Origin of the sequence: Pseudovibrio exalbescens DSM 16456 (genome assembly GCF_000422785.1) — a bacterium.
Lineage (GTDB): Bacteria > Pseudomonadota > Alphaproteobacteria > Rhizobiales > Stappiaceae > Pseudovibrio > Pseudovibrio exalbescens.
Window position 1 is genome coordinate 59,987 of record NZ_AUGS01000005.1, and the last position, 24,333, is coordinate 84,319.

26 protein-coding genes and 1 tRNA gene are annotated in these 24,333 nt (G+C 54.5%); 19 read left to right on the plus strand and 8 right to left on the minus strand.

All coding sequences use genetic code 11. The features are described from left to right. The first annotated feature begins 111 nt into the window (after positions 1-111). From mmsB to G512_RS0105255, 13 genes are all read left to right on the plus strand, one after another. Complete coding sequence (gene mmsB, locus G512_RS0105195) at positions 112-1,014, plus strand: 3-hydroxyisobutyrate dehydrogenase (RefSeq protein WP_028480797.1); 903 nt, start codon at positions 112-114, stop codon at positions 1,012-1,014. A 156-nt stretch (positions 1,015-1,170) separates the two neighbouring features. Further along, entirely contained in the window at positions 1,171-1,683 is a 513-nt protein-coding gene (ldtR, locus tag G512_RS0105200) for a transcriptional regulator LdtR (RefSeq protein WP_028480798.1), read from the plus strand. 340 nt (positions 1,684-2,023) lie between these two features. Then, complete coding sequence (locus G512_RS0105205; protein ID WP_028480799.1) at positions 2,024-3,355, plus strand: L,D-transpeptidase family protein; 1,332 nt, start codon at positions 2,024-2,026, stop codon at positions 3,353-3,355. A 48-nt stretch (positions 3,356-3,403) separates the two neighbouring features. After that, a complete protein-coding gene (locus tag G512_RS0105210; RefSeq protein ID WP_208974949.1) occupies positions 3,404-3,592 on the plus strand; it encodes a DUF6898 family protein in 189 nt (62 codons plus the stop codon). Between the two features lie 180 nt (positions 3,593-3,772). Beyond that, positions 3,773-5,086 carry a serine hydroxymethyltransferase gene (gene glyA / locus G512_RS0105215; RefSeq protein ID WP_028480801.1) on the plus strand — a complete coding sequence of 438 codons (1,314 nt, stop codon included), beginning with the start codon at positions 3,773-3,775 and terminating at the stop codon, positions 5,084-5,086. 39 nt (positions 5,087-5,125) lie between these two features. Then, positions 5,126-5,611, plus strand: a complete 486-nt coding sequence (gene nrdR, locus G512_RS0105220; RefSeq protein ID WP_028480802.1) for a transcriptional regulator NrdR — start codon at positions 5,126-5,128, stop codon at positions 5,609-5,611. A gap of 41 nt (positions 5,612-5,652) precedes the next feature. Beyond that, a complete protein-coding gene (gene ribD / locus G512_RS20080) occupies positions 5,653-6,822 on the plus strand; it encodes a bifunctional diaminohydroxyphosphoribosylaminopyrimidine deaminase/5-amino-6-(5-phosphoribosylamino)uracil reductase RibD (protein WP_208974950.1) in 1,170 nt (389 codons plus the stop codon). Beyond that, positions 6,823-7,428, plus strand: coding sequence for a riboflavin synthase (locus G512_RS0105230; RefSeq protein ID WP_028480803.1), 606 nt, complete (start codon positions 6,823-6,825; stop codon positions 7,426-7,428). 96 nt (positions 7,429-7,524) lie between these two features. Next, a complete protein-coding gene (ribH, locus tag G512_RS0105235) occupies positions 7,525-7,974 on the plus strand; it encodes a 6,7-dimethyl-8-ribityllumazine synthase (RefSeq protein ID WP_028480804.1) in 450 nt (149 codons plus the stop codon). 11 nt (positions 7,975-7,985) lie between these two features. Further along, positions 7,986-8,495 carry a transcription antitermination factor NusB gene (gene nusB / locus G512_RS0105240; protein ID WP_028480805.1) on the plus strand — a complete coding sequence of 170 codons (510 nt, stop codon included), beginning with the start codon at positions 7,986-7,988 and terminating at the stop codon, positions 8,493-8,495. Between the two features lie 3 nt (positions 8,496-8,498). Further along, the gene (gene thiL / locus G512_RS0105245; protein WP_036488662.1) at positions 8,499-9,506 is read left to right on the plus strand and encodes a thiamine-phosphate kinase; all 1,008 of its coding nucleotides are present in this window, start codon (positions 8,499-8,501) and stop codon (positions 9,504-9,506) included. A gap of 88 nt (positions 9,507-9,594) precedes the next feature. Next, positions 9,595-10,821, plus strand: coding sequence for an MFS transporter (locus G512_RS0105250; RefSeq protein WP_028480807.1), 1,227 nt, complete (start codon positions 9,595-9,597; stop codon positions 10,819-10,821). Positions 10,822-11,005: 184 nt separating this feature from the next. Further along, a complete protein-coding gene (locus tag G512_RS0105255) occupies positions 11,006-13,138 on the plus strand; it encodes a sodium-translocating pyrophosphatase (RefSeq protein ID WP_028480808.1) in 2,133 nt (710 codons plus the stop codon). Positions 13,139-13,461: 323 nt separating this feature from the next. On the opposite strand, the gene G512_RS0105260 is transcribed toward G512_RS0105255, so the two are convergent. After that, positions 13,462-13,899: an outer membrane protein assembly factor BamE gene (locus tag G512_RS0105260; protein WP_028480809.1), complete on the minus strand. Its 438-nt coding sequence runs from the start codon at positions 13,897-13,899 to the stop codon at positions 13,462-13,464. A gap of 126 nt (positions 13,900-14,025) precedes the next feature. On the opposite strand from G512_RS0105260, the gene G512_RS0105265 reads away from it, so the two are divergent. The 6 genes from G512_RS0105265 (at position 14,026) to G512_RS0105295 (ending at position 18,548) form a co-directional block, all read left to right on the plus strand. Continuing rightward, entirely contained in the window at positions 14,026-14,574 is a 549-nt protein-coding gene (locus G512_RS0105265) for a ubiquinol-cytochrome C chaperone family protein (RefSeq protein ID WP_028480810.1), read from the plus strand. A gap of 3 nt (positions 14,575-14,577) precedes the next feature. Continuing rightward, complete coding sequence (locus G512_RS0105270; protein ID WP_028480811.1) at positions 14,578-15,153, plus strand: YceD family protein; 576 nt, start codon at positions 14,578-14,580, stop codon at positions 15,151-15,153. Between the two features lie 153 nt (positions 15,154-15,306). Then, positions 15,307-16,365, plus strand: coding sequence for a phosphate acyltransferase PlsX (gene plsX, locus G512_RS0105280; RefSeq protein WP_028480812.1), 1,059 nt, complete (start codon positions 15,307-15,309; stop codon positions 16,363-16,365). Between the two features lie 2 nt (positions 16,366-16,367). Continuing rightward, positions 16,368-17,345, plus strand: a complete 978-nt coding sequence (locus G512_RS0105285; protein ID WP_028480813.1) for a beta-ketoacyl-ACP synthase III — start codon at positions 16,368-16,370, stop codon at positions 17,343-17,345. Positions 17,346-17,478: 133 nt separating this feature from the next. Further along, positions 17,479-17,787, plus strand: a complete 309-nt coding sequence (locus G512_RS0105290; RefSeq protein ID WP_028480814.1) for an integration host factor subunit alpha — start codon at positions 17,479-17,481, stop codon at positions 17,785-17,787. Positions 17,788-17,831: 44 nt separating this feature from the next. Continuing rightward, entirely contained in the window at positions 17,832-18,548 is a 717-nt protein-coding gene (locus G512_RS0105295; protein ID WP_028480815.1) for a MerR family transcriptional regulator, read from the plus strand. Between the two features lie 6 nt (positions 18,549-18,554). Here G512_RS0105295 and G512_RS22020 read toward each other — a convergent pair whose 3' ends face one another. From G512_RS22020 to G512_RS0105325, 7 genes are all read right to left on the minus strand, one after another. Further along, positions 18,555-19,064, minus strand: coding sequence for a DUF3429 domain-containing protein (locus G512_RS22020; protein ID WP_073833259.1), 510 nt, complete (start codon positions 19,062-19,064; stop codon positions 18,555-18,557). Beyond that, positions 18,995-19,141: a DUF2256 domain-containing protein gene (locus tag G512_RS22350; protein ID WP_073833256.1), complete on the minus strand. Its 147-nt coding sequence runs from the start codon at positions 19,139-19,141 to the stop codon at positions 18,995-18,997. The genes G512_RS22020 and G512_RS22350 overlap by 70 nt, the downstream gene beginning before the upstream one ends. A 170-nt stretch (positions 19,142-19,311) precedes the next feature. Then, a tRNA-Pro gene (locus G512_RS0105305) sits at positions 19,312-19,388 on the minus strand. 67 nt (positions 19,389-19,455) lie between these two features. Next, the gene (locus G512_RS20090; RefSeq protein WP_051268962.1) at positions 19,456-20,742 is read right to left on the minus strand and encodes an O-antigen ligase family protein; all 1,287 of its coding nucleotides are present in this window, start codon (positions 20,740-20,742) and stop codon (positions 19,456-19,458) included. Between the two features lie 17 nt (positions 20,743-20,759). Then, positions 20,760-22,286: an undecaprenyl-phosphate glucose phosphotransferase gene (locus G512_RS0105315; RefSeq protein WP_051268964.1), complete on the minus strand. Its 1,527-nt coding sequence runs from the start codon at positions 22,284-22,286 to the stop codon at positions 20,760-20,762. 11 nt (positions 22,287-22,297) lie between these two features. Continuing rightward, complete coding sequence (locus G512_RS20095; protein ID WP_051268967.1) at positions 22,298-23,494, minus strand: glycosyltransferase; 1,197 nt, start codon at positions 23,492-23,494, stop codon at positions 22,298-22,300. A 162-nt stretch (positions 23,495-23,656) separates the two neighbouring features. After that, entirely contained in the window at positions 23,657-24,214 is a 558-nt protein-coding gene (locus G512_RS0105325) for a polysaccharide biosynthesis/export family protein (RefSeq protein WP_028480817.1), read from the minus strand. Positions 24,215-24,333 lie beyond the last annotated feature (119 nt).

Consider the following 24,333-nt stretch of genomic DNA (forward strand, 5'->3'; position numbering starts at 1 on the left):
CATCCTCCTTCATCGGCACTATGCGGCTAATGTAGGGCTGCACAGACTACGGTTTTGTGCGGACACTTACGCGGCGTTTATTTTCCTGTGCAGGCATAAGGGGAGGAAAGTATGTCTGACAACTCACTGCGGATTGCGTTTGTCGGTCTTGGCAATATGGGTGGTCCCATGGCCATTAACCTCGTGAAGGCGGGGCACGAGGTATATGGAGTAGACCTTTCGGAGACGGCCTTGCAGCGCCATAAAGAGGCTGGGGGAAAGTGTGCAGAAAGCATACCAGAGGCTGTCAAAGATGCGGATGTTGTAATAACAATGTTACCCGCAGGGAAGCATGTGCGTGCTGTTTATACGGGCGACGAGGGCGTGCTCACTCATGCAGAGCGTGGCACGCTTCTGATCGACAGTTCAACAATTGATGTTGATACGGCACGTGATGTAGCGGGTGAGGCTGTTGCAAGTGGCATGCATATAGTGGATGCTCCCGTATCAGGTGGTGCTGTCGGGGCGCAGGCGGGCACTTTGACGTTTATGGTCGGCGGACCCGCAGAAGCGGTGGAGCGGGCGCGGCCTCTTCTGGATGTGATGGGCAAGTCCGTTGTCCATGCAGGAGATGCCGGAGCTGGCCAAGCGGCAAAGATCTGTAACAACATGCTTCTAGCGATCTCCATGATCGGAACGTGTGAAGCATTCGTTCTTGCAGAGAAGCTGGGTCTTGATGCGGCCAAGCTGTTTGAGGTCGCCTCCACGTCTTCGGGGCAGTGCTGGTCGTTGACCAGCTATTGTCCGGTGCCGGGACCGGTTCCGACATCGCCTGCAAACAACGATTATAAGCCCGGCTTTGCCGCAGAAATGATGCTGAAGGATTTGGGACTGGCGAGACAGGCTGCAGAGAGCTTTGGCGCAGCGACGCCGATGGGGCATAGAGCAGCTGAGCTTTACGAGCAGTTTTGTAATCAAGATGCCGAAAAGAGAGATTTTTCCGCAATTATCCATTTTCTGCGTCAAACAGGGTAAACAGATTATTGCCGGAGTGTGCAACGCGTACTGTGCGAATTAAGAATTTGTTCAGTGTATCTCTTAAGCGGTTCTTAGAGTCACTGGAGTAAATTTGCTTCAAGTGCGGAACAAAAATACGACTTGCACGGCAATATGGACATGAGGCGCAACCAAATGGTCAATACAAATAGGGCAGTCGAAGTCCTGCCGCAGGAAGAAGAAAAGGCGGAACTGAAGCCAGCTTATCTCGAGGCACTGACCTTGATTGAAAGACTTCACCGGCGACTTCTCGACGTGATCAAGGACGAGTTCGATCGCATGGGTCGATCGGACGTGAACAGTGTGCAGGCGTTGCTCCTGTTCAACATCGGCGATTCCGAATTGACCGCAGGCGAGTTGCGTACGCGTGGCTATTATCTTGGCTCCAACGTTTCTTATAACCTGAAGAAATTGGTGGAGACCGGATACATCAACCATGAACGCTCGCGCATGGATCGGCGCTCGGTTCGCGTCAGCTTGACAGACAAAGGGCGTGAAGTGGCTCAGATTGTTGATGATCTGTATGGTCGCCATGTGCTCTCCATAGAACAGGTTGGGGAGTTGGGCACCGACAATCTGGTGGAATTGAATCGGTCACTGCGCCGTTTGGAGCGTTTCTGGACAGATCAGATTCTTTACCGGCTGTAAGCACACTCCGGATCCCCATGCAAAAACGCCGTTCCCGTCGGGAGCGGCGTTTTTGCATGAGCGGACGCATCTGCGGGTGTTGGCTGTGGTGGATGGCGTGAGTAACGTGCCGTTCAGACATGAAACAGCCATATTGCAATGGCTTTCGATGAAGCCATGAGCTGCTTTTTGGGGGCACCGTGAAGCAGCTGTTTGCATGCACGATTGATAGATCAGGGTAAAGCGCTGGAATATCTGGCAGCAGATCTACGAAGTGTTGGCGTGGTTACCTTTTTGTTATAGGGCTTCCGGTAGTGTCATCGAGAAACCTAGAGAATTTGCAGAATTTGGAGAGCTATTCGTGTTGAGCCAAGTCGTTCAAACCCGTCGTCGCCGACTTTTGTCACTGCTGTGCAGCGCTGCGGTGTTGATGAGTTTAGGGGCTGCGTCCGCTCAGGTGCAATCCGGTTCGCAAGAGGAACCTTTCAGCCCGCCTTACACTAATGTTCCCTCCGGGCCTCTGCAGTTTGTCGATGGTACCGAGTGGCAGGACAGCTTTGACGGTGCGCCGGGCAAGCTGTCAAAGATGGACCTGCAAATCCCGACCATCAATGAAAGCACGGCTGATTACATAAAGGGCGCGATTGCCAAGTACCAGCAGATTGTGGTGCAGGGCGGATGGCCTCAGGTGCAGGCTACTGCAAAGCCTCTTCGCATGGGCATGCGCCACGACAATGTTTCGGTTTTGCGCCAGCGCCTGATGGTTTCCGGAGACCTTTCACAGGCAGCCGGCTTGTCCAATACCTTTGACAGCTATGTAGATGCAGCGGTTCGCGCTTTTCAGTTGCGTCATGGTTTGACGCCGGATGGCGTGGTGGGTGAAAGCACCGTGAAGGCGCTGAATGTTCCGGCAGCAGTGCGCTTGCGTCAGTTGCAGAAGAATCTGGAACGCGTTGATGAACTCGCGCCAAAGCTGGAAGGTCAATATGTTCTGGTGAATATTCCGGGCGCGACCATTGAGGCCGTAGATCAGGGGCACGTGCGCTCTCGTCATACCGCTGTCGTTGGGAAAATCGATCGGCAGACGCCTATTCTGGATTCGGCAATTCACGAGTTGAATTTCAATCCTTATTGGACGGTGCCCGTCAGCATCATCCGCAAGGACCTGATTCCGCGGATGCAGAAAAATCCGAACTACTTGGCTGAAAACCGCATTCGCATCTTTGATTGGCATGGCAATGAACTGCAGTGGCAAGACATCGACTGGCAAACGGATGAGGCCACGCAGTATCGTTTTACCCAGGATCCCGGCGACGGAAACTCCATGGGAACTATGCGGATCAACTTCCACAATACTCATCAAGTGTATCTTCATGATACGCCGGAGCAGTCCTTGTTCGGCAGTGGGTACAGATTCCACAGTTCCGGCTGTGTGCGGGTTCAGAACGTGCGCGAATTGGCGACGTGGTTGCTGTCTTCAACTACGCCAGACTGGGATCGGGCGCGCGTAGACCAAGCGATTCGCAGCGGCGAGCGCCTGGATGTGCGCATGAAATCGAAAATTCCGCTACACATGGCCTACATAACAGCATGGGCAAATTCCGATGGCGTGGTGCATTTCCGTGGCGACATTTACAATCGCGATGGTTTGACAGCCGCCAGTGCCGGAGGGCTTGAGAATCCGCTGAACTGATAGAGTGGGCATAGCCTCAGGCGTCGATGGTGTACCGGGAGGGTGGGTGTGAGTGACCGTGACACAATCTACTTCGAAATGCGGCCAATGGGTCGGTATGTAAAGGTTAGCGCCATTTGCGGGCGTACAGGCGTTGAAGTCTCGGTGGTAGGCGATGCTCAAGCCACTCAGGCGCATTTGCAATCCCTTGCGAAGCAAAAGTTGAAACGGCGTCTTGAGCGAGAAAAGAGCGCATAAATTCCGCGCAAATTCGGGTGATGACCATTGTTGCCCGGCTATATCTGCAGGGGTGACCCTTGGTTTGCACGGGGGACTGTGATAGCACGAGTGCTCCCAGACCCGTAGCGTTGCGCACGTGCTGCTGAGGTTTCAGTGGAGGTGCCGCGTTTTGCGACAAACTAAAGATGAGGCCTATCAATGTCCCTGACAGATACCAAAGTGAGTACACCCTTGTACCCTGACTTCTTTACAGGTTCATTGGCCGAGGGCGACAAGGAAATCTTCGAGGCGATCAATCTGGAACTCTCTCGTCAGCAGAACGAGATTGAGCTTATCGCTTCCGAGAACATCGTCTCGGCTGCAGTCATGGAAGCCCAAGGCTCCGTGATGACTAACAAATATGCTGAGGGCTATCCCGGTCGTCGCTACTATGGCGGTTGCCAGTACGTGGATATTGCGGAAGAGCTCGCCATCAACCGCGTGAAGCAGTTGTTTGGCTGTGAGTTCGCCAATGTCCAGCCCAACTCCGGTTCTCAGGCCAACCAGGCCGTTCTCATGTCTCTTTCCAAGCCGGGTGACACGCTGCTGGGCATGAGTCTGGATGCTGGTGGGCACCTGACGCATGGCGCAGCACCCAACATGTCCGGCAAGTGGTTCAATGCTGTCCAATATGGCATCGATACCGACACCGGTTTGATTGATATGGATGATGTGGCCAAGATGGCTCGCGAGCACAAGCCGCAGATCATCATCGCAGGTGGTTCGGCGTACTCCCGTCACATTGATTTTGCTGGCTTCCGTGCCATCGCGGATGAAGTAGGCGCTTATCTTTGGGTGGATATGGCTCACTTTGCCGGTTTGGTTGCCGGTGGTGTACACCCTTCGCCGTTCCCGCATGCACATGTTGCCACGTCCACTACTCACAAAACATTGCGTGGTCCACGCGGTGGTTTGGTGCTGACCAATGATCAGGCCATTGCAAAGAAGATCAACTCCGCGATCTTCCCGGGTCTTCAGGGTGGGCCATTGATGCATGTGATCGCGGGTAAGGCTGTTGCTTTTGGCGAAGCGCTGCGTCCAGAGTTCAAAACCTACGCCAAGAACGTTGTCGAGAACGCTCAAGTGTTGGCCGACACGCTCAAAAACGGTGGTTTGGACATCGTTTCCGGCGGTACGGACACCCACTTGATGCTTGTGGATCTGCGTCCGAAGAACCTGACGGGTAAGGCAGTCGAAAAGGCTCTGGGCCGGGCAAACATCACCTGTAACAAGAATGGTGTACCGCTTGATCCACAAAAGCCGACCATCACCTCAGGGATTCGCCTTGGCACACCTGCAGGCACCACGCGCGGTTTCGGGACCGATGAGTTCCGCGAGGTGGGCAAGCTGATCCTCGAAGTTCTAGATGGACTGCGCGAGGCGGGCTCAGATGAGGCTAATGAGGCCGTCGAAAAGGCGGTCAAGGAAAAGGTCATCAAGCTGACCAGCCGTTTCCCGATCTACGGCGGTTAAGCAACGACTGGAATTGACGGATTATAGGAGCAAGCGCCGATGCGTTGTCCGTATTGTGGGGGCGAAGATACTCAGGTGAAGGATTCTCGGCCAACCGAGGATAACACCGCCATTCGCCGACGCCGTGTGTGCCAGACTTGTGGTGGGCGTTTCACAACGTTTGAACGTGTGCAGTTGCGTGAACTGACCGTTATCAAGCGCAACGGTCGGCGTGTGCCCTTTGATCGTGAAAAACTCATGCGCTCTGTTTTGATTGCGACGCGAAAGCGCCCGGTTGAGCCAGAGCGCATTGAGCGCATGGTGAGCGGTCTTGTACGCCAATTGGAAAGCTCTGGTGAGAGTGATGTGATGGCGGAGGATATCGGCCATCTGGTCATGGAAGGGCTGAAGGCGCTCGATGATATCGCCTATGTGCGGTTTGCATCTGTTTATAAGAATTTCCGCGAGGCCAAGGACTTCGAAGCGCTGCTGGATGAACTCAGTGATGGGGAAGCAGACCCTTTACTTATGCCCAGAAGCGATTAAGTCTGTTTCATCGTTCTAATTTAAATCGATGAGGTACAGTCGTGCCAGTTGCTGCTTCCGGCCCCGCTACCACGGGTGATCCCAAACAACGTGAGGTTGACGAGCGGTTTATGGCGGCCGCGCTGTCTTTTGCGCAGCGCGCTCAGGGGCGCACCTGGCCGAACCCGCCTGTCGGAGCATTGATCGTACGCCAGCAGGAAGGGCAATCCGTCATTGTGGGGCAGGGGGCAACCATGCCTCCCGGTGGCCCTCATGCTGAGGTTCAGGCCCTGCGGCAAGCTGGTGAAAGGGCGCGTGGTGCTACAGCCTATGTCACCCTGGAGCCTTGCGCCCATCATGGACGTACTGGACCGTGTGCCGTGGCCTTGGCGGAGGCCGGTATCGCCCGCGTGGTTTACGGCCTCAACGACCCCAATCCACTTGTTGCGGGAAGCGGTCGAGAAATACTCGAGGATCACGGTATCGACGTCGTGCAAGGGGTGCTGGAACCGCAGTGCCGGCAAGCAGTGCAAGGTCACCTGACACGCATTGAAAAAGGACGACCGCATCTGCTTCTGAAAATGGCGATCTCTCATAATGGATTTATCGGTCAGACCGGAGAAGGGCAGCTTGCAATCAGCAGTTCATTGAGCAAGCGCCTCGTCCATGGCTTGAGGGCGCGGATGGATGGCATACTTGTGGGAATTGGTACTGTTCTTGAGGATGATCCTGAACTGACCTGTCGCTTGCCCGGCATGATTTCTCACTCGCCAGTTCGCATTGTCATGGACAGTCGGGCCCGTTTGCCTCTGAACTCCAAGCTCGTAAAATCCTGTCAGGACGTGCCCCTGTGGCTTCTTGCGGGGGAAGATGCAGAGGAAGATCGGGTAAGCGCTCTTGAGCGGTGCGGGGTTACGGTGATCAGCAGCAACTGCCTGCGCGATGGACATGTTTGTCTTGATACTGTTCTGTCTGCCTTGTATATGCGCGGCCTGTCGCAGGTTATGGTTGAGGGGGGAGCCCACATTGCCCGTGCCATGTTGGATGAGAATGTCATTGACGAGGCCCTTATCTTCAAGGGACAAGGGACTGTGAGTGCAAGCGGCTTGCGGCCATTCCTGAGCGAGGGTATTGAGGCATTGGACCGTAGCCGGCGATTTATTAGGCGTGTCGAGCGCCATAGTGATGGGGATACGGTTCTGCACTATGGTCGAATTGAGGAGTTCGTTTAAGTGTTCACTGGCATTGTTACCGATCTCGGGCAGATCGTCGCCTTGGAAGATATTGCCGCAGGTCGGCGGGCGCGTATTGCATGCTCTTACGATCCAGCCTCTATCGACATCGGAGCCTCTATCGCTTGTGGTGGCGTATGCCACACCGTTATTGCCCGGGGTGAAGACGATGGGCAGGCGTGGTTTGAGGTGGAATCGGCTGCTGAAACTCTGGCGCTGACAACCGTGGCTGACTGGAAAGTGGGTGATTCAGTGAACCTTGAGCGGTCTCTGGCCATGGGCGACGAACTGGGAGGGCATTTGGTGCTGGGGCATGTGGATGGTACCGCGCGGATTGTCGAACGGACCGAGCATCCTGACAGCGTCTACTTGAAGTTCGAGTGCGCCCCCGAATTTGCGCGGTTCATTCCCAAGAAGGGCTCTGTGTGTCTGGACGGTACATCGCTGACAGTGAATGAAGCGGATGGAAACACTTTCTCGGTTTTCCTTATACCTCATACACTTGCCGTTACTACTTGGGGGAGTCGACACAAGGGCGACAAGGTGAATCTTGAGGTTGATATGATGTCGCGATATGTCGCGCGACTCGCAGAATTCACAGTGTAGTCGAATTGGCGCATCTGCGTCATCAAATTGTCTGGACAAACCACCTCAGACGTGGTTCCTGACCAACAGTTTCACCAGTATAGAGAGAGCACCGCCATGAGTGTCGTTCCACATATCCTCGTGATTGAGGCCCGGTTTTATGAAGAGCTTGCGGATGCACTTTATGAGGGAGCCGAGGAGGCTCTTGATCGTGCTGGTGCCAAAGTCTCTCGAATTGCAGTGCCGGGTGTTCTTGAAATTCCTGCCGCACTGTCGATGGCACTTGCTGCGATGGAGAACGGAGACGCCGATTACGATGGGTTCGTTCTTCTAGGCTGTGTCATTCGTGGTGAAACAACTCATTATGATATCGTCAGCAACGAGTCCGCACGCGCTATCATGGAATTGACGATCGATGCTGCCGTGGCAGTGGGCAATGGTATTCAGACCGTTGAAAATCAGGAACAGGCCTGGGCCCGCGCAAGCGTTGACAAGAAGAACAAGGGTGGTGCCGCAGCCGAGGCCTGTCTGGCCATGATCGGCATTCGCGACCACTTCGGAGTTTAAGACAAGTATCAATGACTCACGACGACAATAACAATAAGCACGTCGAAGTCCGTCCAGCGAACAAGCGGGGCGCGGCGCGCCTTGCTGCTGTGCAGGCGGTCTACCAGATGGAAGTTGCTGGCACGCAGATGAACGATGTGCTGGGCGAGTTCGAAGCTTTCCGTCTTGGCAAGGAAATTGACGGCGATCAATACCGGGAAGCTGATGCGGCCTGGTTCCGTGATCTGGTGATGGCGGTGGTTGAAGACCAACGTGTGATCGATCCTCGCATTCATCAGGCCTTGTCGGATGATTGGCCGCTGAAGCGTATCGATGTGACCCTGCGGGCTATCTTGCGCGTTGGGGCGGCGGAATTGTTCCGCAAGAAAGATGTGCCAGCCCGAGTGATCATCAATGAGTACATTGATGTGAGCAAGGCGTTTTTCGAGCATGATGAAACACGTCTGGTGAACGGAATTTTGAACCGTCTGGCGCATGAACTGCGCACTACGGAATTTGATGATGCCCCAAAGGGGGGCTGATTGATGACTGATCGTAAGTTGGGCGAATTTGAGCTGATAGAGCGCTTCTTTGCGCCGCTTGCGACGGGCCAAGGAGCGGCAGGTCTGAAAGATGATGCTGCCGCTTATACCCCGCAGCCTGGTCATGACCTCGTGATCAGCAAGGATATGCTTGCCAGCGGTGTGCATTTCTTTCCGGACGATCCGCCGGAAGCAGTCGCCGCGAAAGCACTGCGGGTCAATCTTTCCGACATTGTATCAAAGGGCGCTCGGCCAACCGGGTATGTCCTTGGCCTTGGTCTTGGCGCTGACATGCCAGAGAACTGGGTCGAGCGGTTTTGTGCCGGCTTGGCTGCGGATCAGGAGCGCTATGATATATCCTTGCTCGGTGGAGATACCATATCCACGGGGGGCAAGATTGTTCTTTCGGTCACGTTGTTTGGTGAAATGCCGTCCGATGGCATTGTGCGGCGGACGACTGCCCAGGCCGGCGATTTGATTTTTTTCAGTGGCACCTTGGGCGACTCCTCGCTTGGCCTTCAATTGAGGCTGAAGCCGGAGCTGGCAGAGATCTCAGGTCTTTCTCATGAAGACCTTGCGTATCTCAAGCAGCGGTATTTGTTACCCGAGCCGCGCACCGCAGGTTATTCGGCAGTTGCCCGGTTTGCGGCTGCATCAATGGATGTATCGGATGGGCTTGCCGCTGATTTGGGCCACATGTGCCGCGCCGCTGGTTTGATCGCGGATGTGACTGTTGAAAGCCTGCCATTGTCTGGGGCTGCGAGGCGATGGTTGGAAGCAGATCAGAACATTTGGCCCTGGATCGTCTCTGGCGGTGATGATTATGAGCTGTTGTGCGCTGTTCGACCTCGTGACAGAGATGCTTTTCTTGCAGCCATGAGGGAAACGGGAACGCATGTAACCGAAATAGGCCGATTTGGTTTGCAGGATGATGCGGATCCGGGGGTGCGTTTCAATAAAGGCGGCACGGTCGTCGCTGTTGAAGGCCCCGGTGGCTATCGGCACGTTTAACCACAAGTCTATGAGAAAACCCTGAGATAAGGGTTGTTGCTTAGATTGTATCGTCTAGTGTTCTTGCCCGAAGAGGAGAGAGGACATCATGACGACCCTCGTTGAGTCTGCAGGGCATATTGACGATCAACTGGCGCGACGCAACGCGTTGTTGCTGGCAGTTGCGCAATCTTTGGGCGGATCATTCGCTACAATCATTTTTGCTACCTCTGCCATTCTTGGAGCCAGTCTCTTGGGGGCGGACAAATCGCTGGCAACTCTACCCGTAACCGCATTTGTTTTGGGGACGGCGCTTGGTACGCTGCCTGCGGGTGTGATCATGCGCCATTATGGGCGGCGGTTTGGCTTTGCCATTTCCATGTTGCTGGGCTGCGTGTTCGCGCTTCTTGCAAGTGCCGCAGCTTTTTGGGGCAGTTTTTATCTTCTGTGTGTTGCTACTTTGGGGACGGGCCTTGTTGCTGCCTTCGTCCAGCAATTTCGGTTTGCGGCTGCCGATACGGCCAGCGACGCATTCAAGCCAAAGGCGATATCCTGGGTGCTGGCGGGCGGAATAGCGGCCGGAGTCATTGGACCGCAAACGGTTATCTGGACCAAGGATCTATTCGAACCTTTCATTTTTGCCGGTACTTATCTCGCGCAGGCCGGTCTTAGTCTGGTTGCCTTTGTGGTTGTGCTGAACGTGAAAGTACCCTTCGTCAAGCCAAGGGAAGCCCTTGATGTACCAAAAGGGCGTTCGTTTGCACAAATCATGCAGGATCCCCGATTTTCAGTGGCGGTCCTGTGCGGGATGATCAGTTACGCCGTGATGAGTTTGGTCATGACGTCGGCGCCGCTTGCCATGGTTGCATGTGGCCTTACAGAGACAGATGCTGCACTGGGCATACAATGGCACGTTGTGGCAATGTTCGGGCCTTCTTTCTTTACCGGGAATCTTATTGCCAGATTTGGCGCTCTAAAAATAATGGGCTTGGGATTCGCGCTTTATGTGGTTTGTTCGCTGGTTGCGCTCACCGGACTGGAGCTTTGGATATTCTGGAGTTCACTTGTTTTACTTGGCCTTGGCTGGAATTTTTCCTTTATTGGGGCCACGTCTTTGCTGACTCAATCGTATCGCAATGAAGAACGCAACATGGTTCAGGCGGTGAATGACTTTCTTGTCTTCGGTCTGGTGGCGGTTGCTTCTTTTTCCTCAGGGGAGCTTTTGCATTCATTTGGCTGGGAGACCGTGAACACTATGGTGTTCCCGTTCGTTGCGGTGTGCCTGATTGCGTTACTCTGGCTTGGTCTTAGAGAGAAAAGCGAAAGTATTGCATGAGAAAAGTCGGGGATGCCTACGTGATGTCAACATACGTGTTACCTAGGACTACCCCATAAAACATTCTTGACGGATAGTTCCAGCCATATACCGTCTTTCTACGCAGTACTTACTAGGAAAGACGGTACTTGATTTGCTCAAAAGCACGCTATTAAAGTGGCAATCTAACCCTAGGGGAGGGTAAATGGCTGAACTTCTAGTTACAATCGTATGCGGCCTGCTCTCAGTCGTCTATGGCATCTGGGCCATCCAGAGCGTCATGGCAGCTGATACAGGCAATGAGCGCATGCAGGAAATCGCTGGCGCGATTCAGGAGGGCGCACAGGCCTACCTGACACGCCAGTACACTACAATTGCGATCGTTGGCGTGGTTATCTTCGCCATTGTTGCGTTCCTTCTGTCCATTCCGGTTGCCATCGGCTTTGCTATCGGCGCGATCCTGTCCGCAGCAGCCGGTTTCATCGGCATGCTTGTATCCGTGCGCGCGAACGTGCGTACAGCGCAGGCTGCTAGCCAGAGCCTTGGCGCTGGCCTGAGCATCGCCTTTCGTTCCGGTGCCATCACCGGCATGTTCGTTGCCGGCCTGGCACTGCTGGGTGTTGCTGTCTATTACTACATACTGACAGAAATCATGGGGTATGCCGGGACGTCGCGCGCTGTGATTGACGCGCTCGTTGCTCTTGGCTTTGGTGCATCCCTGATCTCCATCTTTGCCCGTCTTGGTGGTGGTATCTTCACCAAGGGTGCGGACGTTGGCGGTGACCTTGTAGGCAAGGTGGAAGCCGGTATTCCGGAAGATGACCCGCGCAACCCGGCCACGATTGCCGACAACGTTGGCGACAACGTGGGTGACTGCGCCGGCATGGCTGCCGACTTGTTCGAGACCTACGCGGTAACGTTGGTTGCAACCATGGTGTTGGCGGCCATCTACTTCGCGGGTTCTGACGTTCTGCAGGCCGCCATGGTCTATCCGCTGGTAATCTGTGGCGTTTGCGCCGTGGCGTCCATCGCGGGCACCTTCTTTGTGAAGCTGGGTCAGTCCAACTCTATCATGGGTGCGCTTTACAAAGGCTTCATCGCGACGGCGGTCATTTCCCTGATTGCGCTCTATCCGATCACCTCATGGGTGTTTGGCGGAATGGATGTGGTTTTGACCCTGCCAACCGGCTTTAGCTTCACACCCATGGCGCTGTTCCTGTGTGGTGTCTCCGGTTTGGTCATTACCGGATTGATCATCTGGATCACCGAGTACTACACCGGTACAGGCTTCCGTCCAGTGAGGTCTATCGCGAGTGCCTCTCAGACAGGTCACGGTACCAACGTGATTCAGGGGTTGGCCATTTCAATGGAAGCGACTGCGCTGCCTGCAATCGTCATCATTGCCGGTATCATTGTGACCTTCCAGCTGGCTGGTCTGTTCGGTATCGCCATTGCGGTAACGACGATGCTGGCATTGGCGGGCATGGTTGTGGCACTGGATGCCTTTGGTCCGGTGACTGACAATGCCGGCGGTATTGCGGAAATGGCGGATTTGCCTGCTGAGGTGCGCGACACGACGGATGCGCTGGATGCAGTGGGTAACACCACAAAGGCAGTAACCAAAGGCTATGCGATTGGTTCTGCTGGTCTGGGTGCTTTGGTGCTGTTTACTGCCTACACGCAGGACCTGAAGTTCTTTGCGGCAAATAGTGATCAGTACGGCTACTTTCAGGGGGTTACCTCTGAAACGCTCGACTTCTCACTCTCCAACCCGTACGTGGTTGTCGGGCTGTTCTTCGGTGGTCTGTTGCCATTCCTGTTTGGCGGCATTGCAATGACTGCCGTTGGCCGTGCTGCAAGCGCGGTGGTTGAGGAAGTTCGTCGTCAGTTCAAGGAAAAGCCGGGCATCATGAAGGGCGAGGAGCGTCCTGATTATGGCCGCGCCGTCGACATGCTGACGCGCGCTGCGATCCGTGAAATGATCGTGCCGTCACTGCTGCCTGTTCTGTCCCCAATCGTGTGCTTCTTCGCCATCAATGCCATTGCCGGTAAGGCAAACGGCTTTGCGGCGCTGGGTGCCATGCTTCTGGGTGTGATCGTTACCGGTTTGTTCGTGGCCTTGTCCATGACCGCTGGTGGTGGTGCCTGGGACAACGCCAAGAAGTACATCGAGGATGGAAACTACGGTGGCAAGGGTTCTGACGCCCACAAGGCTGCTGTAACCGGTGATACGGTTGGCGATCCTTACAAGGACACCGCTGGTCCTGCAGTCAACCCGATGATCAAGATCACAAACATTGTGGCTCTGCTACTGTTGGCAGTTCTTGCTCACCAGTAAGAAGCAATCGTATCTGTGAGACTTCTAGAAGGCGGCCTTTGGGTCGCCTTCTTTTTTGGGTGGAGGGAAGCCATGCGCCGGCGCCGTTATTGGCGGTATATGCAAGATAGAAGAAGCCGCTGCTTGTGGGGGGAGGTCACTCCCATCCCATCTTCCTATTGGTTCTCGCGGGCGTCTATTTCAAAACCCTATCCTCACAGCTTGGCGCACAAACAGCGCGCAAATGAGGTGCTTTATTCCAGTTCGCATTGAGCAAAAGGAAAACCCCGCCACCGTGGAGCGGCAGCGGGGTTCAGATCGGGTCTTGTTAATGTGGTGGCGTATTACAGGCCCAGTGTCGGGTTCTGTGCTCCGCGCAGGATCTGCGTCAGGAAGCCGTAATCTGCACCACCAGTCCGGGTCTTGCGGTTCAGGTAGTCAACCACGCGACCGTCTTCCATACCGAAGTTGGCGATGTCACGCACAAAACCGTCCTGATCGAAATAGACCGCGACGACACGTTGATCCACGACGTCCGGCGCCAAAAAAGCTGTGGTTTCGGTCTTCTGAGAAATGTAATAATAGGCTTCTCCGTTCAGGTTGGATGTGGTGGATGGAGATCCCAATAACAACTCCACCTGCTCACGGCTTGAGCCGACCTGAATTTCCGAGAGGGCGTCTGGAGAAATCACCTGCCCGTGATTGAGTGTTGTGGTGAAGCACCCCCCAAGCGGCAGCGCCAAGCAAGCCAGTAGTGCCGTACGGCGAACAAATGCAAACATTCCAAACATCCCGTTGGCTTGCAAACCTCGGTGTGCCCCCTGTTTGCAAGCGATTTAAATTTTCCTTGTTTTTGTGCCTAGCGCGTGGCAGGCAACAAAGCAACTCCGGATCGCAAATGAGGTCTCATGATCTTTGGCATTTTTAGGCGTCGCGACGATTCGTCAATTCGAAGTGTTTACAGGCAGATCGTGGCACAAGCGCGCCAGCCCCATTTTTATACAGATCTTCGCGTTCCCGATACCTCGGAAGGGCGCTTCGAGATGATCGTTTTACATGCGTTCCTCGTTTTTCATCGGTTGCGGAACGAGGGGCGTGAGGCTCAGACCTTTGCTCAGCAGGTGTTTGATCTGTTCTTTCAGGATATGGATCAAAGCATGCGTGAGTTGGGTATTGGGGATGAGGGGGTTCGCCGCCGTATTCGTGCCATGACAGAGTCGTTTTACGGACGGTCTTCTTCCTACAGTGAAGGTCTCGTCACCGGAAACAGGAAGGCCTTGAGTGAAGCCCTCCTCAAAAATATCTATGGTGGGCATGAAGAGGTTGTTGCAGCTGAGCGCCTTGTAGACTACATGCAGCACTCCTTGAAGGTTTTGCAGCAACTGCCCGAAACCGAGATCCGCAACGGCCACGTTGCCTTTGCACCGCTTGACCCTCAAGCCCAGAAGAAGCAGTAGATCATGAGCATTGCACCTTATCCGTGGCACTATCCCTTTTCCCTCGCAAAACTCGGGGAAAAACCTATCAGATTGACCCTTGAACTTGATGAGGCCACGCGCGAACAGTTCAAGAAAACCTATGAGCTTCTGGAATTGCCGGTGTTCAAGGCCGACGTCGAAGTACGGCGGTGGCGCAAGGCGGGTGTTGCCGTAAAGGGGAATATCATCGCAGAAACCGTTCAGTCCTGTGTTGTGTCCCTGCAACCGGTGACCACGCAGATCGAGGAGAGCTTTGAACGAACCTTTTTGCCGGAGGATGATGGTTCAAAGCGGCGCAAGTCCTCACAGGATGATCTGGATATTGAGGTTGATTTTGAAGCGGAAGATCCGCCAGAGAGTTTTTCCGGTCAGCAGATTGACCTTGGGGCTGTTATCTGTGAGCAGTTTGCGTTGGGCTTAGATCTGTATCCGAAGGCCGAGGGCGTTGAGGTGGAGGAAGCCTATCAGCCGAACCCGGAGGAAGAGGAAGCCGAAGATGAGCGCGAACCTTCTCCGTTTGCGGCGCTGGAGGCGCTGAAGAAGGACTTGAAAAACTAAAATCGGGTCGGGCAGCCAAAGAGATGTTGCGTGTTGTCATGAAACGGGTATCTTGCGCCCGCATGCTGCATCTCAACACGGACCCGGTGATCAAACGCTTCACAGCCTTTGTTGTGCGGTGTGTGCAAGACGTAACAGGATTAGCGACAGCATATGTCTGGAAAGATTAGGATTTCAGTTGATGCCATGGGCGGTGATGCCGGCGCCCAGACGGTTATTCCGGGTGCCGCCATTGTGCTGGAGCGCTGCCCCGACATCGAGTTTTTGCTGTTTGGTGACAAGGCCGTAATCGAGCCTTTGCTGGAAAACCATCCGCGCTTGAAGGAATGCTCCCGCGTTTTTCACAGTGATGTGGCCATTGAAATGGACGAAAAGCCCAGCCAAGCCCTGCGCAAGGGGCGGGGCAAGTCGTCCATGTGGCAAGCCATCGCTGCGGTAAAGGCGGGCGATGCCGATGTTGCGGTTTCCGCTGGCAACACCGGTGCCTTGATGGCCATGTCCAAGTTCTGCTTGCGAACCATGTCGGACATAGAGCGCCCGGCCATTGCTGCGATCTGGCCAACCATGCGTGGTGAGTCCATTGTTCTGGACGTTGGGGCTACCGTTGGTGCCGATTCACAGCAGCTTATCGACTTTGCCATTCTGGGCGGGGCCATGGCCCGCACAATCCAGGGCATTGAGAAACCGACGGTTGGCCTGCTCAACATCGGTGTAGAAGAAGTCAAAGGCGTGGAAGAGGTGCGCAACGCCGGGCGTATGTTGCGCGATCTGTCGCCTCCTAATCTACAATATGTCGGCTTCGTCGAGGGTGATGATATCGGCAAGGGTACCGTGGATGTTGTCGTGACTGAAGGGTTTGCTGGCAACATCGCTCTCAAGACCGCAGAGGGTACTGCCAAACAACTTGCAGGATATCTGCGCGCAGCCATGTCGCGCACGATCTTTGCCAAGATCGGGTATCTGTTTGCCAAAGGCGCCTTCGATCGCCTGCGCGCAAAGATGGATCCGCGCAAGATGAATGGCGGCGTTTTCCTCGGGTTGAACGGCATTGTCATCAAGAGCCACGGCGGAACAGACGGCGAGGGCTTTGCCTCAGCGGTCGAACTTGCCTACGACATGGCCAAAAACGAACTCATAAAGAAAATCTCCGAGGACATCGGGGACTATCATCGCGGCAAGATCACGACCGCTGATGAAGGACTGGAAGGTTGATCGTGAACGCATTTCGCTCTGTAGTTCTGGGCTGTGGCAGCTATCTGCCGGAAAAAGTTCTCACCAATGCTGATCTCGCCGAGATGGTTGATACCTCGGATGAGTGGATTGTCCAGCGGACAGGCATTCATCAGCGCCATGTGGCCGCTGAAGGAGAAGTAACCTCCGACATGGCAATCAAGGCCGCACAGGCCGCGTTGGAGAATGCAGGTGTTGATGCTTCGACAATCGATCTGATCATTCTGGCGACATCCACCCCGGACAACACCTTTCCTGCTTCGGCGGTGACTGTTCAGGCCGGGTTGGGCATTACTCATGGCATGGCATTTGACGTTCAGGCGGTGTGCTCTGGTTTTGTTTATGCCGTGACTACTGCGGACGCTTACTTGCGCGGCGGTCTTGCCAAGCGCGCATTGGTAATCGGCTCGGAGACGTTTTCCCGCCTTTTGGACTGGAACGACCGAACCACATGCGTTCTATTCGGAGATGGGGCCGGGGCGATCGTGCTGGATGCAGTTGAAGGTGCACCGGACATCAATGAAAGCGGTGTTCTGACCTGCCATCTGCGTTCGGATGGTCGCCACAAGGAAAAGCTTTACGTGGACGGAGGACCTTCTTCCACGCAGACCACAGGTCACCTTCGCATGGAAGGGCGTGAGGTTTTCAAGCATGCTGTGGGCATGGTCACTGACGTTGTCGAAGCTGCTTTTGAAGCAACCGGACTTTCCGCGGATGATTTGAACTGGTTCGTGCCCCATCAGGCCAACAAGCGGATCATCGACGCCTCCGCCAAGAAACTGGGTATTGCTCCGGAAAAGGTGGTTGTTACGGTTGGTGAACATGCCAATACGTCTGCGGCTACAATTCCGCTCGCGCTTGATTCTATCGTCCAGGCCGGCAAGGTGAAAAAGGGTGATTTGATCATGCTGGAGGCTATGGGTGGTGGCTTTACATGGGGTGCAGTTCTGCTGCGCTGGTAAATTGGCGGCTTCATGGGCCCTAATGAGCGCTGAGGTTGCGTATAAGCTGTTGACCAACGCGAGGGAAGACAATACCGTATCCCCTTGAGAACTATCTATATTCCCAAGAACCTGTGCGGTGAAGGAGGGTACTATGGCTGGTCATACGGTAACCCGTGCTGATCTGTGTGAAGCTGTCTATCAGAAAGTGGGTCTGTCACGGACCGAGTCTGCCGAGCTTGTCGAGAAAGTTCTCTCTGAGATTTCGACCAGTCTTGAACGTGGCGAATCCGTTAAACTGTCTTCGTTTGGCTCCTTTGTGGTGCGCTCGAAAGGTGAGCGGATCGGGCGTAATCCCAAGACCGGAGAAGAAGTGCCGATTTCTCCCCGCCGCGTGATGGTTTTCAAGCCGAGCAACGTTCTGAAACAACGGATCAATGACGCGCTCGTAGAGAGTGATTGATCCTATCTCCCACTCTGAAATCCCGAGATTGAGCGAAGTTAATCGTGCATAAAAGCGCTGACGCCTTCCGAACCATCAGTGAAGTGGCAGAGCATCTTGACCTGCCTCAGCATGTGCTGCGTTTCTGGGAAACCCGGTTTACACAGATCAAGCCGCTGAAGCGGGGAGGCGGTCGCCGCTACTATCGCCCAGAAGATGTGGAGTTGCTAGCGGGCATTCGTCATCTGCTTTATGGCGAAGGCTACACGATCAAGGGCGTGCAGCGCATCTTACGGGAGCAGGGCGCTCGTTTCGTCATGGAGATCGGACAAAATCCTGCGGCCCACACGGCTGTTGGGATCGCTACCCAACCGCAACAGGCGCAGTCGTCGGCACCTGCACCGCGCCAGGACGCTAATCCGACTCCGGTTTCACCATCTTATTCTGCCCATCAAGAGCTGTCGTACAGCCAACAAGATGGCGATTTGTTTGCTGCAGATGACACGGAACTTGAACAGGGACCGGTTCATGATCAGCCCGCTGCGCCTTCCTATCAGACGGAACCGGAAGAGCCTCTGCCAGCCGGGTTGTTGTCTGATACGGATGATGAAGAGGACAGCGGATCAGCGCCGTCAGCCTTGCGTTTCATGGATCGGTTGCGCGGTGCAGATCGCGCGGGTCAGGATGAAGCGGGACGAATGACGAAGGAGGAGGTTCGCCTCTTGCAATCGACATTGTTCGAGCTGCTGGAATGCAAACGTATGCTCGATCAGGCGCGATAAATCACGCTACAGCGCCCAGACGTGCCCAATAAGCAAGAGCACTACAAGGCTGGTTATTCTTATTCGAAGGGTCAGGTAGCTTTGTGTGATTGCGGCAGCTTTGGCGAGTTTGAAGTCCACCAGCAACAGCCCTGCAAATACCAACGCCAATACAGAAAGTGACAGGACGTCTGGAAAGATCAAAACGCTTATCCAGATCAGAATGGCAGCGCAATTTGAAATGATTGCCACGGCAGAACCGATCTTGTCACCGAACGCGATGAAGATTCCCCAATGACTGCCCGCCAGAAATGAAGCAATAACCGCACCGTAGATCAGGCTGACCTTGGTTGGCGAGCCCAATAAGGGCAGGTTGTTCACCCCGAGCAAAACAGCAAGTAGCATGGCTGCGAAAGGCAGGGCACCGGCGTAAGTAAGCGCGTTCACGAGCAATGTGCGGTCGGTCATCATCGAGCTATCTTCGTTCTTCGGCACCGCTGAGAGCAATACTTCACTTCTTCCCAGCAACTCTTCCATTTTCGCCGCCAGGAAAATGGCCTGCCGCATGTCATGCAGATTTTCTGTGGCAAGTTAGATTTGCTGTGAGATGTCATGCTGGCGTCTACTCTTCATACTCCTGTTTGAAAGAGTGGAGCAGTTGCCAAAGATAGCAAGGTGTGCTTGAGACACTTTTAAGGTGAAATGAAAATGTGGTATTGCCTCTTGACGGTACATATGTACCCAAGCGCACTTCACTAATTTCATGCTAAGTCATTGATTTTAATGGTCGGGCAGGCCGGATTTGAACCGACGACCCCTTCACCCCCAGTGAAGTGCGCTACCAAGCTGCGCTACTGCCCGTCCATGTGAGGTGCATCCTGTATGATCGGATGCCCTTCTGCAACGCTCTGTGCGATTGCATGAGCGTCTAGTTACCTGCTTCATCTGATTTGATCAAGACAGAAGATGTGCTGGAGTGCGAAGCTAGTGGAAAACGGCGGGCGGATTGGAGGGCCGACTCCGTTGCAATAAAGGCCCAAAGCCCGGCAAGGATCAGATAAAAGTGACGCCAGTGGTTGGTATCGATCACTAGACCAGCGATGGTGTGAACGAGAAAGGCGCTGAAGAAGCAAATGACGTATTTTTGATAGGGGCGAGGTTTGACCAACAGTGGTGTGGCCTTGACCAATGTAAGCACGATGAGTGTGGCGTATGAAAAGCCGCCCAGCCAACCGTAGGTGGTAAAGCTCTTCAGATAGACATTATGTTCTTCCTCAGGGAAGATCTGTGTGAACCCACCAATACCCAGCCCCAACGGGCGCTCAGTCACCATCTGAAACCCAATGAGATGACGCGCGAAGCGGCCAACGCGGGCAGCATCATAGTCCTGTACCAGTTTTGCGCGCTGGAAAAACATGTTGGCGATCTCGTCAATACTCAATGCAATGGCCAACAGAGCCACCATGGTCAGAAAGACCAGTCCGAGCAACCCGAGCATTTTCGAGCGCCGGCTTTTCAGCGGTTCGTTGACGAAAGTCAGGAGAAAGACCAGGCCGCCGGAAAGCAGCAGCATGCCCCATGCCGCCCGCGAAAAGCTCAGGAAAATACCAAGCACCAGTACAGCCAGCAGCACAAGGCGGACCTTCGTTTTGGAAAGTGGTTTGGTAAGGATATCGTAGGTGAGCAAAAGAGTGGGCAGTAGCAAGAACGGACCGTAAACGTTTGGGTCCTTGAATGCCCCTTTGGCACGTCCATACCGCGTGAAAGCTTCAAACGCACCCGGCATAAGGTCTAGGTAGCCTACAATTCCCGCGATAGCCGTTAACAAGCCAGCGAATATATAGGCCTTCTCAATGGTGTGGAGGCGTCGCAGATCCTGGGTCAAAACCGCAACAAACAGAAAGGATGAGAGAACGAGGAAGGTAGAGATGGCGATATAGCGGGCTGCCACCATGACATCCGAAGAGACCGTAATGGCCAGCATTCCGCCCGCACACCACAGGCTGAGGAAGATGAACAAGGGGCTCTGCGCACGCCGGAGCTCCATTCCGGCAAAGGTCCACAAACAGATGAGGCCCAGCACCAAAAGGTCATAGGGTGATGGTTCGATCATGACGAGGCCACTGATGGCAATCAGCGCGAACAACGCCCACCGTGCTGGCGCTTCGTGATTGAAGCGCAGCACCCAATGTGGCGCCAGTGTCGCTGGCCGCATATGGTTGCTCGTCGAGGTCAATAGGCGTTCTCGGTATTGAAGAGGCTGAAGGGCGTACGCAGCAGAATGTAGAGATCGAGCCAGACCGACCAGTTTTCGATGTAGTAGATGTCGTGTTCTACGCGTTTCTGGATTTTCTCCTGCGTGTCGGTTTCGCCGCGCCACCCCTTGATCTGGGCCCACCCGGTGACGCCGGGTTTCACCTTGTGCCGGGCGAAGTAGCCATCAACCACCTGCTCGTAAAGTTCGTTGTCTGCACGGGCAGCCAGCGCATGTGGACGGGGACCGACCAGCGACAACGACCCACCCAGTACGTTGAAAAGCTGCGGGAGTTCATCAATGGATGTCTTGCGAATGAAACGGCCAACTCGGGTCACGCGGCTGTCGTTTCTGGTCACAAGCTTGGCGGCGTTCGCGTCGGTCTTCTCGTGATACATGCTGCGGAACTTCAACACTTCGATCAGTTCGTTATTGAACCCGTATCGCTTCTGCCTGAACAGGACAGGGCCGGGGCTATCCAGTCTGATCGCCAGCGCCGTGATCAGCATGACGGGCGAGAGCAAGGCCAACGCCAACGCAGCGAAAAGCAGATCAAAAACACGCTTGATGATCGTATCCCAATCCGTGATCGGCTTTTGTGCAACGTCAACGAAGGGGACAGTTCCGACGAAAGAGGAAGCGCGTTTGCGAAACTGAAGCTTATCCGTATGTGCAGATAGACGAATGTCCACCGGTAACACCCACAGAGTGCTCATGAGTTGCAAGATGCGCTTTTCTGCCCGCAAGGGGATGGTGACCAACAACATGTCAATGTGAGCAATGCGGGCAAATTCCACCAAGTCCGCAACTGTGCCCAACTTTGGATATCCAGCAACGGAAGGCGGAGAGCGATCATTGCCACGGTCATCAAATATCCCGCAGATATCAATGTCATTGAAAGCCTGGCGCTCCAGTTCCGCGATCAGTTCTGCAGCCGCGTTACCGCCTCCGATCAATACGGCACGGCGGTTCAGGCGACCTTCCGTCATCCATTTGCGTACCAGCCTGTTCAGTATCAACCGGGCTACCAACAAGGCGCCAACGCCATACAGGAACCAGTTTGACAGGAAGGAGCTGGGTATTGCCTCCGCAGGCACCAAAAGCAAGCTCAGAGCAATCAATCCGGCGAACACAAGTGCCCAGGCCACGCCCAATCGCGAGAGTTGCTCCCCTGAGCGGCGCATAAGTGTTGTCTGATAAAGATCAGCGATCTGGAACAGGACAATGGCCATTATGGGCGCGGCAACGAGTGCCCCGGCTGTCATTGGATCCGGCAGGCTGTTGCCGCTGGTCAGGATGTAGGCAAGATATCCGCTGCCCATGGCGCATGTGGCGTCCATGAGGCGAACCGATCCATCAAGCACCTTGCGAGAAATTGTATTCGTACGCAATTCCTCCGCGACACGCCGGGCGTCATCGGACAGGTTCGCGTGCGATGTGTCGGTTCTGTTGTCATTTGGCCTGCCTGCAGGCACCGTTGCTTTTAGTTCTGAATGAAGTGTCATTGCGGGCGACCTTACTGAGAGCTGGCGGAAGACGAATGGCGATCGGCAGACGTCTGTTTGCGTGTCTCAAGTGCCGATGAGGGGGAGAGTAGGGCCTTGTAAACGGCAGTTATGGAATCCGCCATATTGTGGCAGGTAAACCTGCGGCGTACTGACTCCTTTAATTGGTTGATCTCATGAAGATATTCAGGGCGGCGTTCGATGGCGTGGCTCATGGCCATTGCCAGAGCTTCCTCATTTCCAGCTTCAACGAGAAGCTGTTCATGCCCCCTGTAAACTTCGGGTATTCCACCTGTAGCGGTTGCCACAAGCGGTTTTCCTGAGGCGAGAATTTCAAGAAGGACATAGGGGAAAGCTTCGGCCCGCGACGGCAAGACGCCAATCCGGCCCAGCTTCAGGGCGTCACGCGCCGGCAGACGGCCCGCAAAGAAGACATGCTTTTCCAGTCCCAATTCCTTGACCTGATGCTGGTAGCTTTCTGCATCCGGACCATCGCCTACGAGCACAAGAGTTCTGGGTATGGAGGAGCGTTCATTGAGACGCTTGAGTGCGCGAAGAAGAACGTCCACACCTTTCAAATCCCGAAGTTCGCCGATGAACAGAAAATCACAGGCATCTTGCGCACAGAGGATCGGAGCGAACTCATCCTCTTGCAGCCCGTTATAGACAACCTGAGAAATGCGGGGCGGCACTCCGACCTTTTTTTGGTAGGAAGTCTTTTCAGACTGGGAGACAAAACATACAGCGTCGGTCATGGGGCGCAGCATTTGCTCCAGCGTGAGATAAACCTTTCCTATCAAGGTGGATCTTGAATAATGCAGGCTTCCCCCGTGTGGTGAGTAAACTCTTTTGATGGGGGTCGGAGTGAGGGCTGGAGCAAGCCGGGCATACACCCCGCCCTTGGCGCCGTGGCCATGCACCACATGAGGGTTGAGCTTGCGCACGATGCGCAGTGTTGCCCACAGGGCCGTCATATCACGTGGTGATAGGCCTCTTGGCATTGGAAATCGATGAATACCGAGAGCAAAATCTGCTAGGGCTGCGGAGAGCGTCGCTTCGGCAACGTCTCCTCCCGTGGAGCTGTCGCACACAAGGCCCACCAAATGCCCTTGCTTGGACTGTTCGCGGGCCAGGTCGAGAACATGCCGCAAAGCGCCGCCGACTGGCGCGCGCAAACAATGCACTATCTTGAGCTTGAGCCCTGTCATTCCCACCCCGTTTGTTTGGAACTGGGCGGTGCAGCAATGCCCAGTTCTTATAGCTAGATAAAAATATCTAGTCTAAAGGCATGGGATTCGCGTTAATTTTTACGGAAAACAAAGGGTTAACGCTGGTGTTTACGCAAGGACAGGGGCTCGTCCGGATTTGCGTTAAAAAAGTCGCTCGCGAATGTAGAGCGTATCGCCGGGTTTGAGCGGATCGGTTAAGGGGACCCGGCCCTGCAGGATCTCGCCGTTGACTTGCCGTGTAATGTCCACGTCCAGTTGATTTGCACGTGGTGTGAACCCGCCTGCTGTCGCGATCGCATTTTGCGCTGTCATGCCTGCGATGTAGTTGTATTGGCCTGCGCTTCTGACTTCGCCCATGATGAACACAGGTCGGTATTGTGCCACCTCGACGGATACGTCCGGCTCTCGGATAAAGCCATTCCTGAGCCGTTGCTCGATGATTTGCGCAACCTGTTCAGCTGTTTTTCCTTTCGCAACAATACGCCCGATAAGGGGAAAGGACATCTTGCCGGTCTGGTCGATGGTGTATATGTTTGACAGTTCCGGTTGGCCGAAAACCGTCACGCGAACCTGATCGCTGGTTTCGAATGTATAAGGTTGCAGCAAGCTTTCATGAATAGCTTCGGGGGGCTGCCGATAGCCGGTGCAGCCACTTAATACAACTGCGCCCAAAACCAGCGCGAGCAGGCTTGTTTTCATTACGACTTCCCCACGGGTTTTCCGATGCACTTTGGCTCTGTTATGGTTAATAATTGTTGAACTTCGAAGGAGAACGCCCCCGATTTATCAGTAATTTTCTTGCTGAATTCTAAACGGAT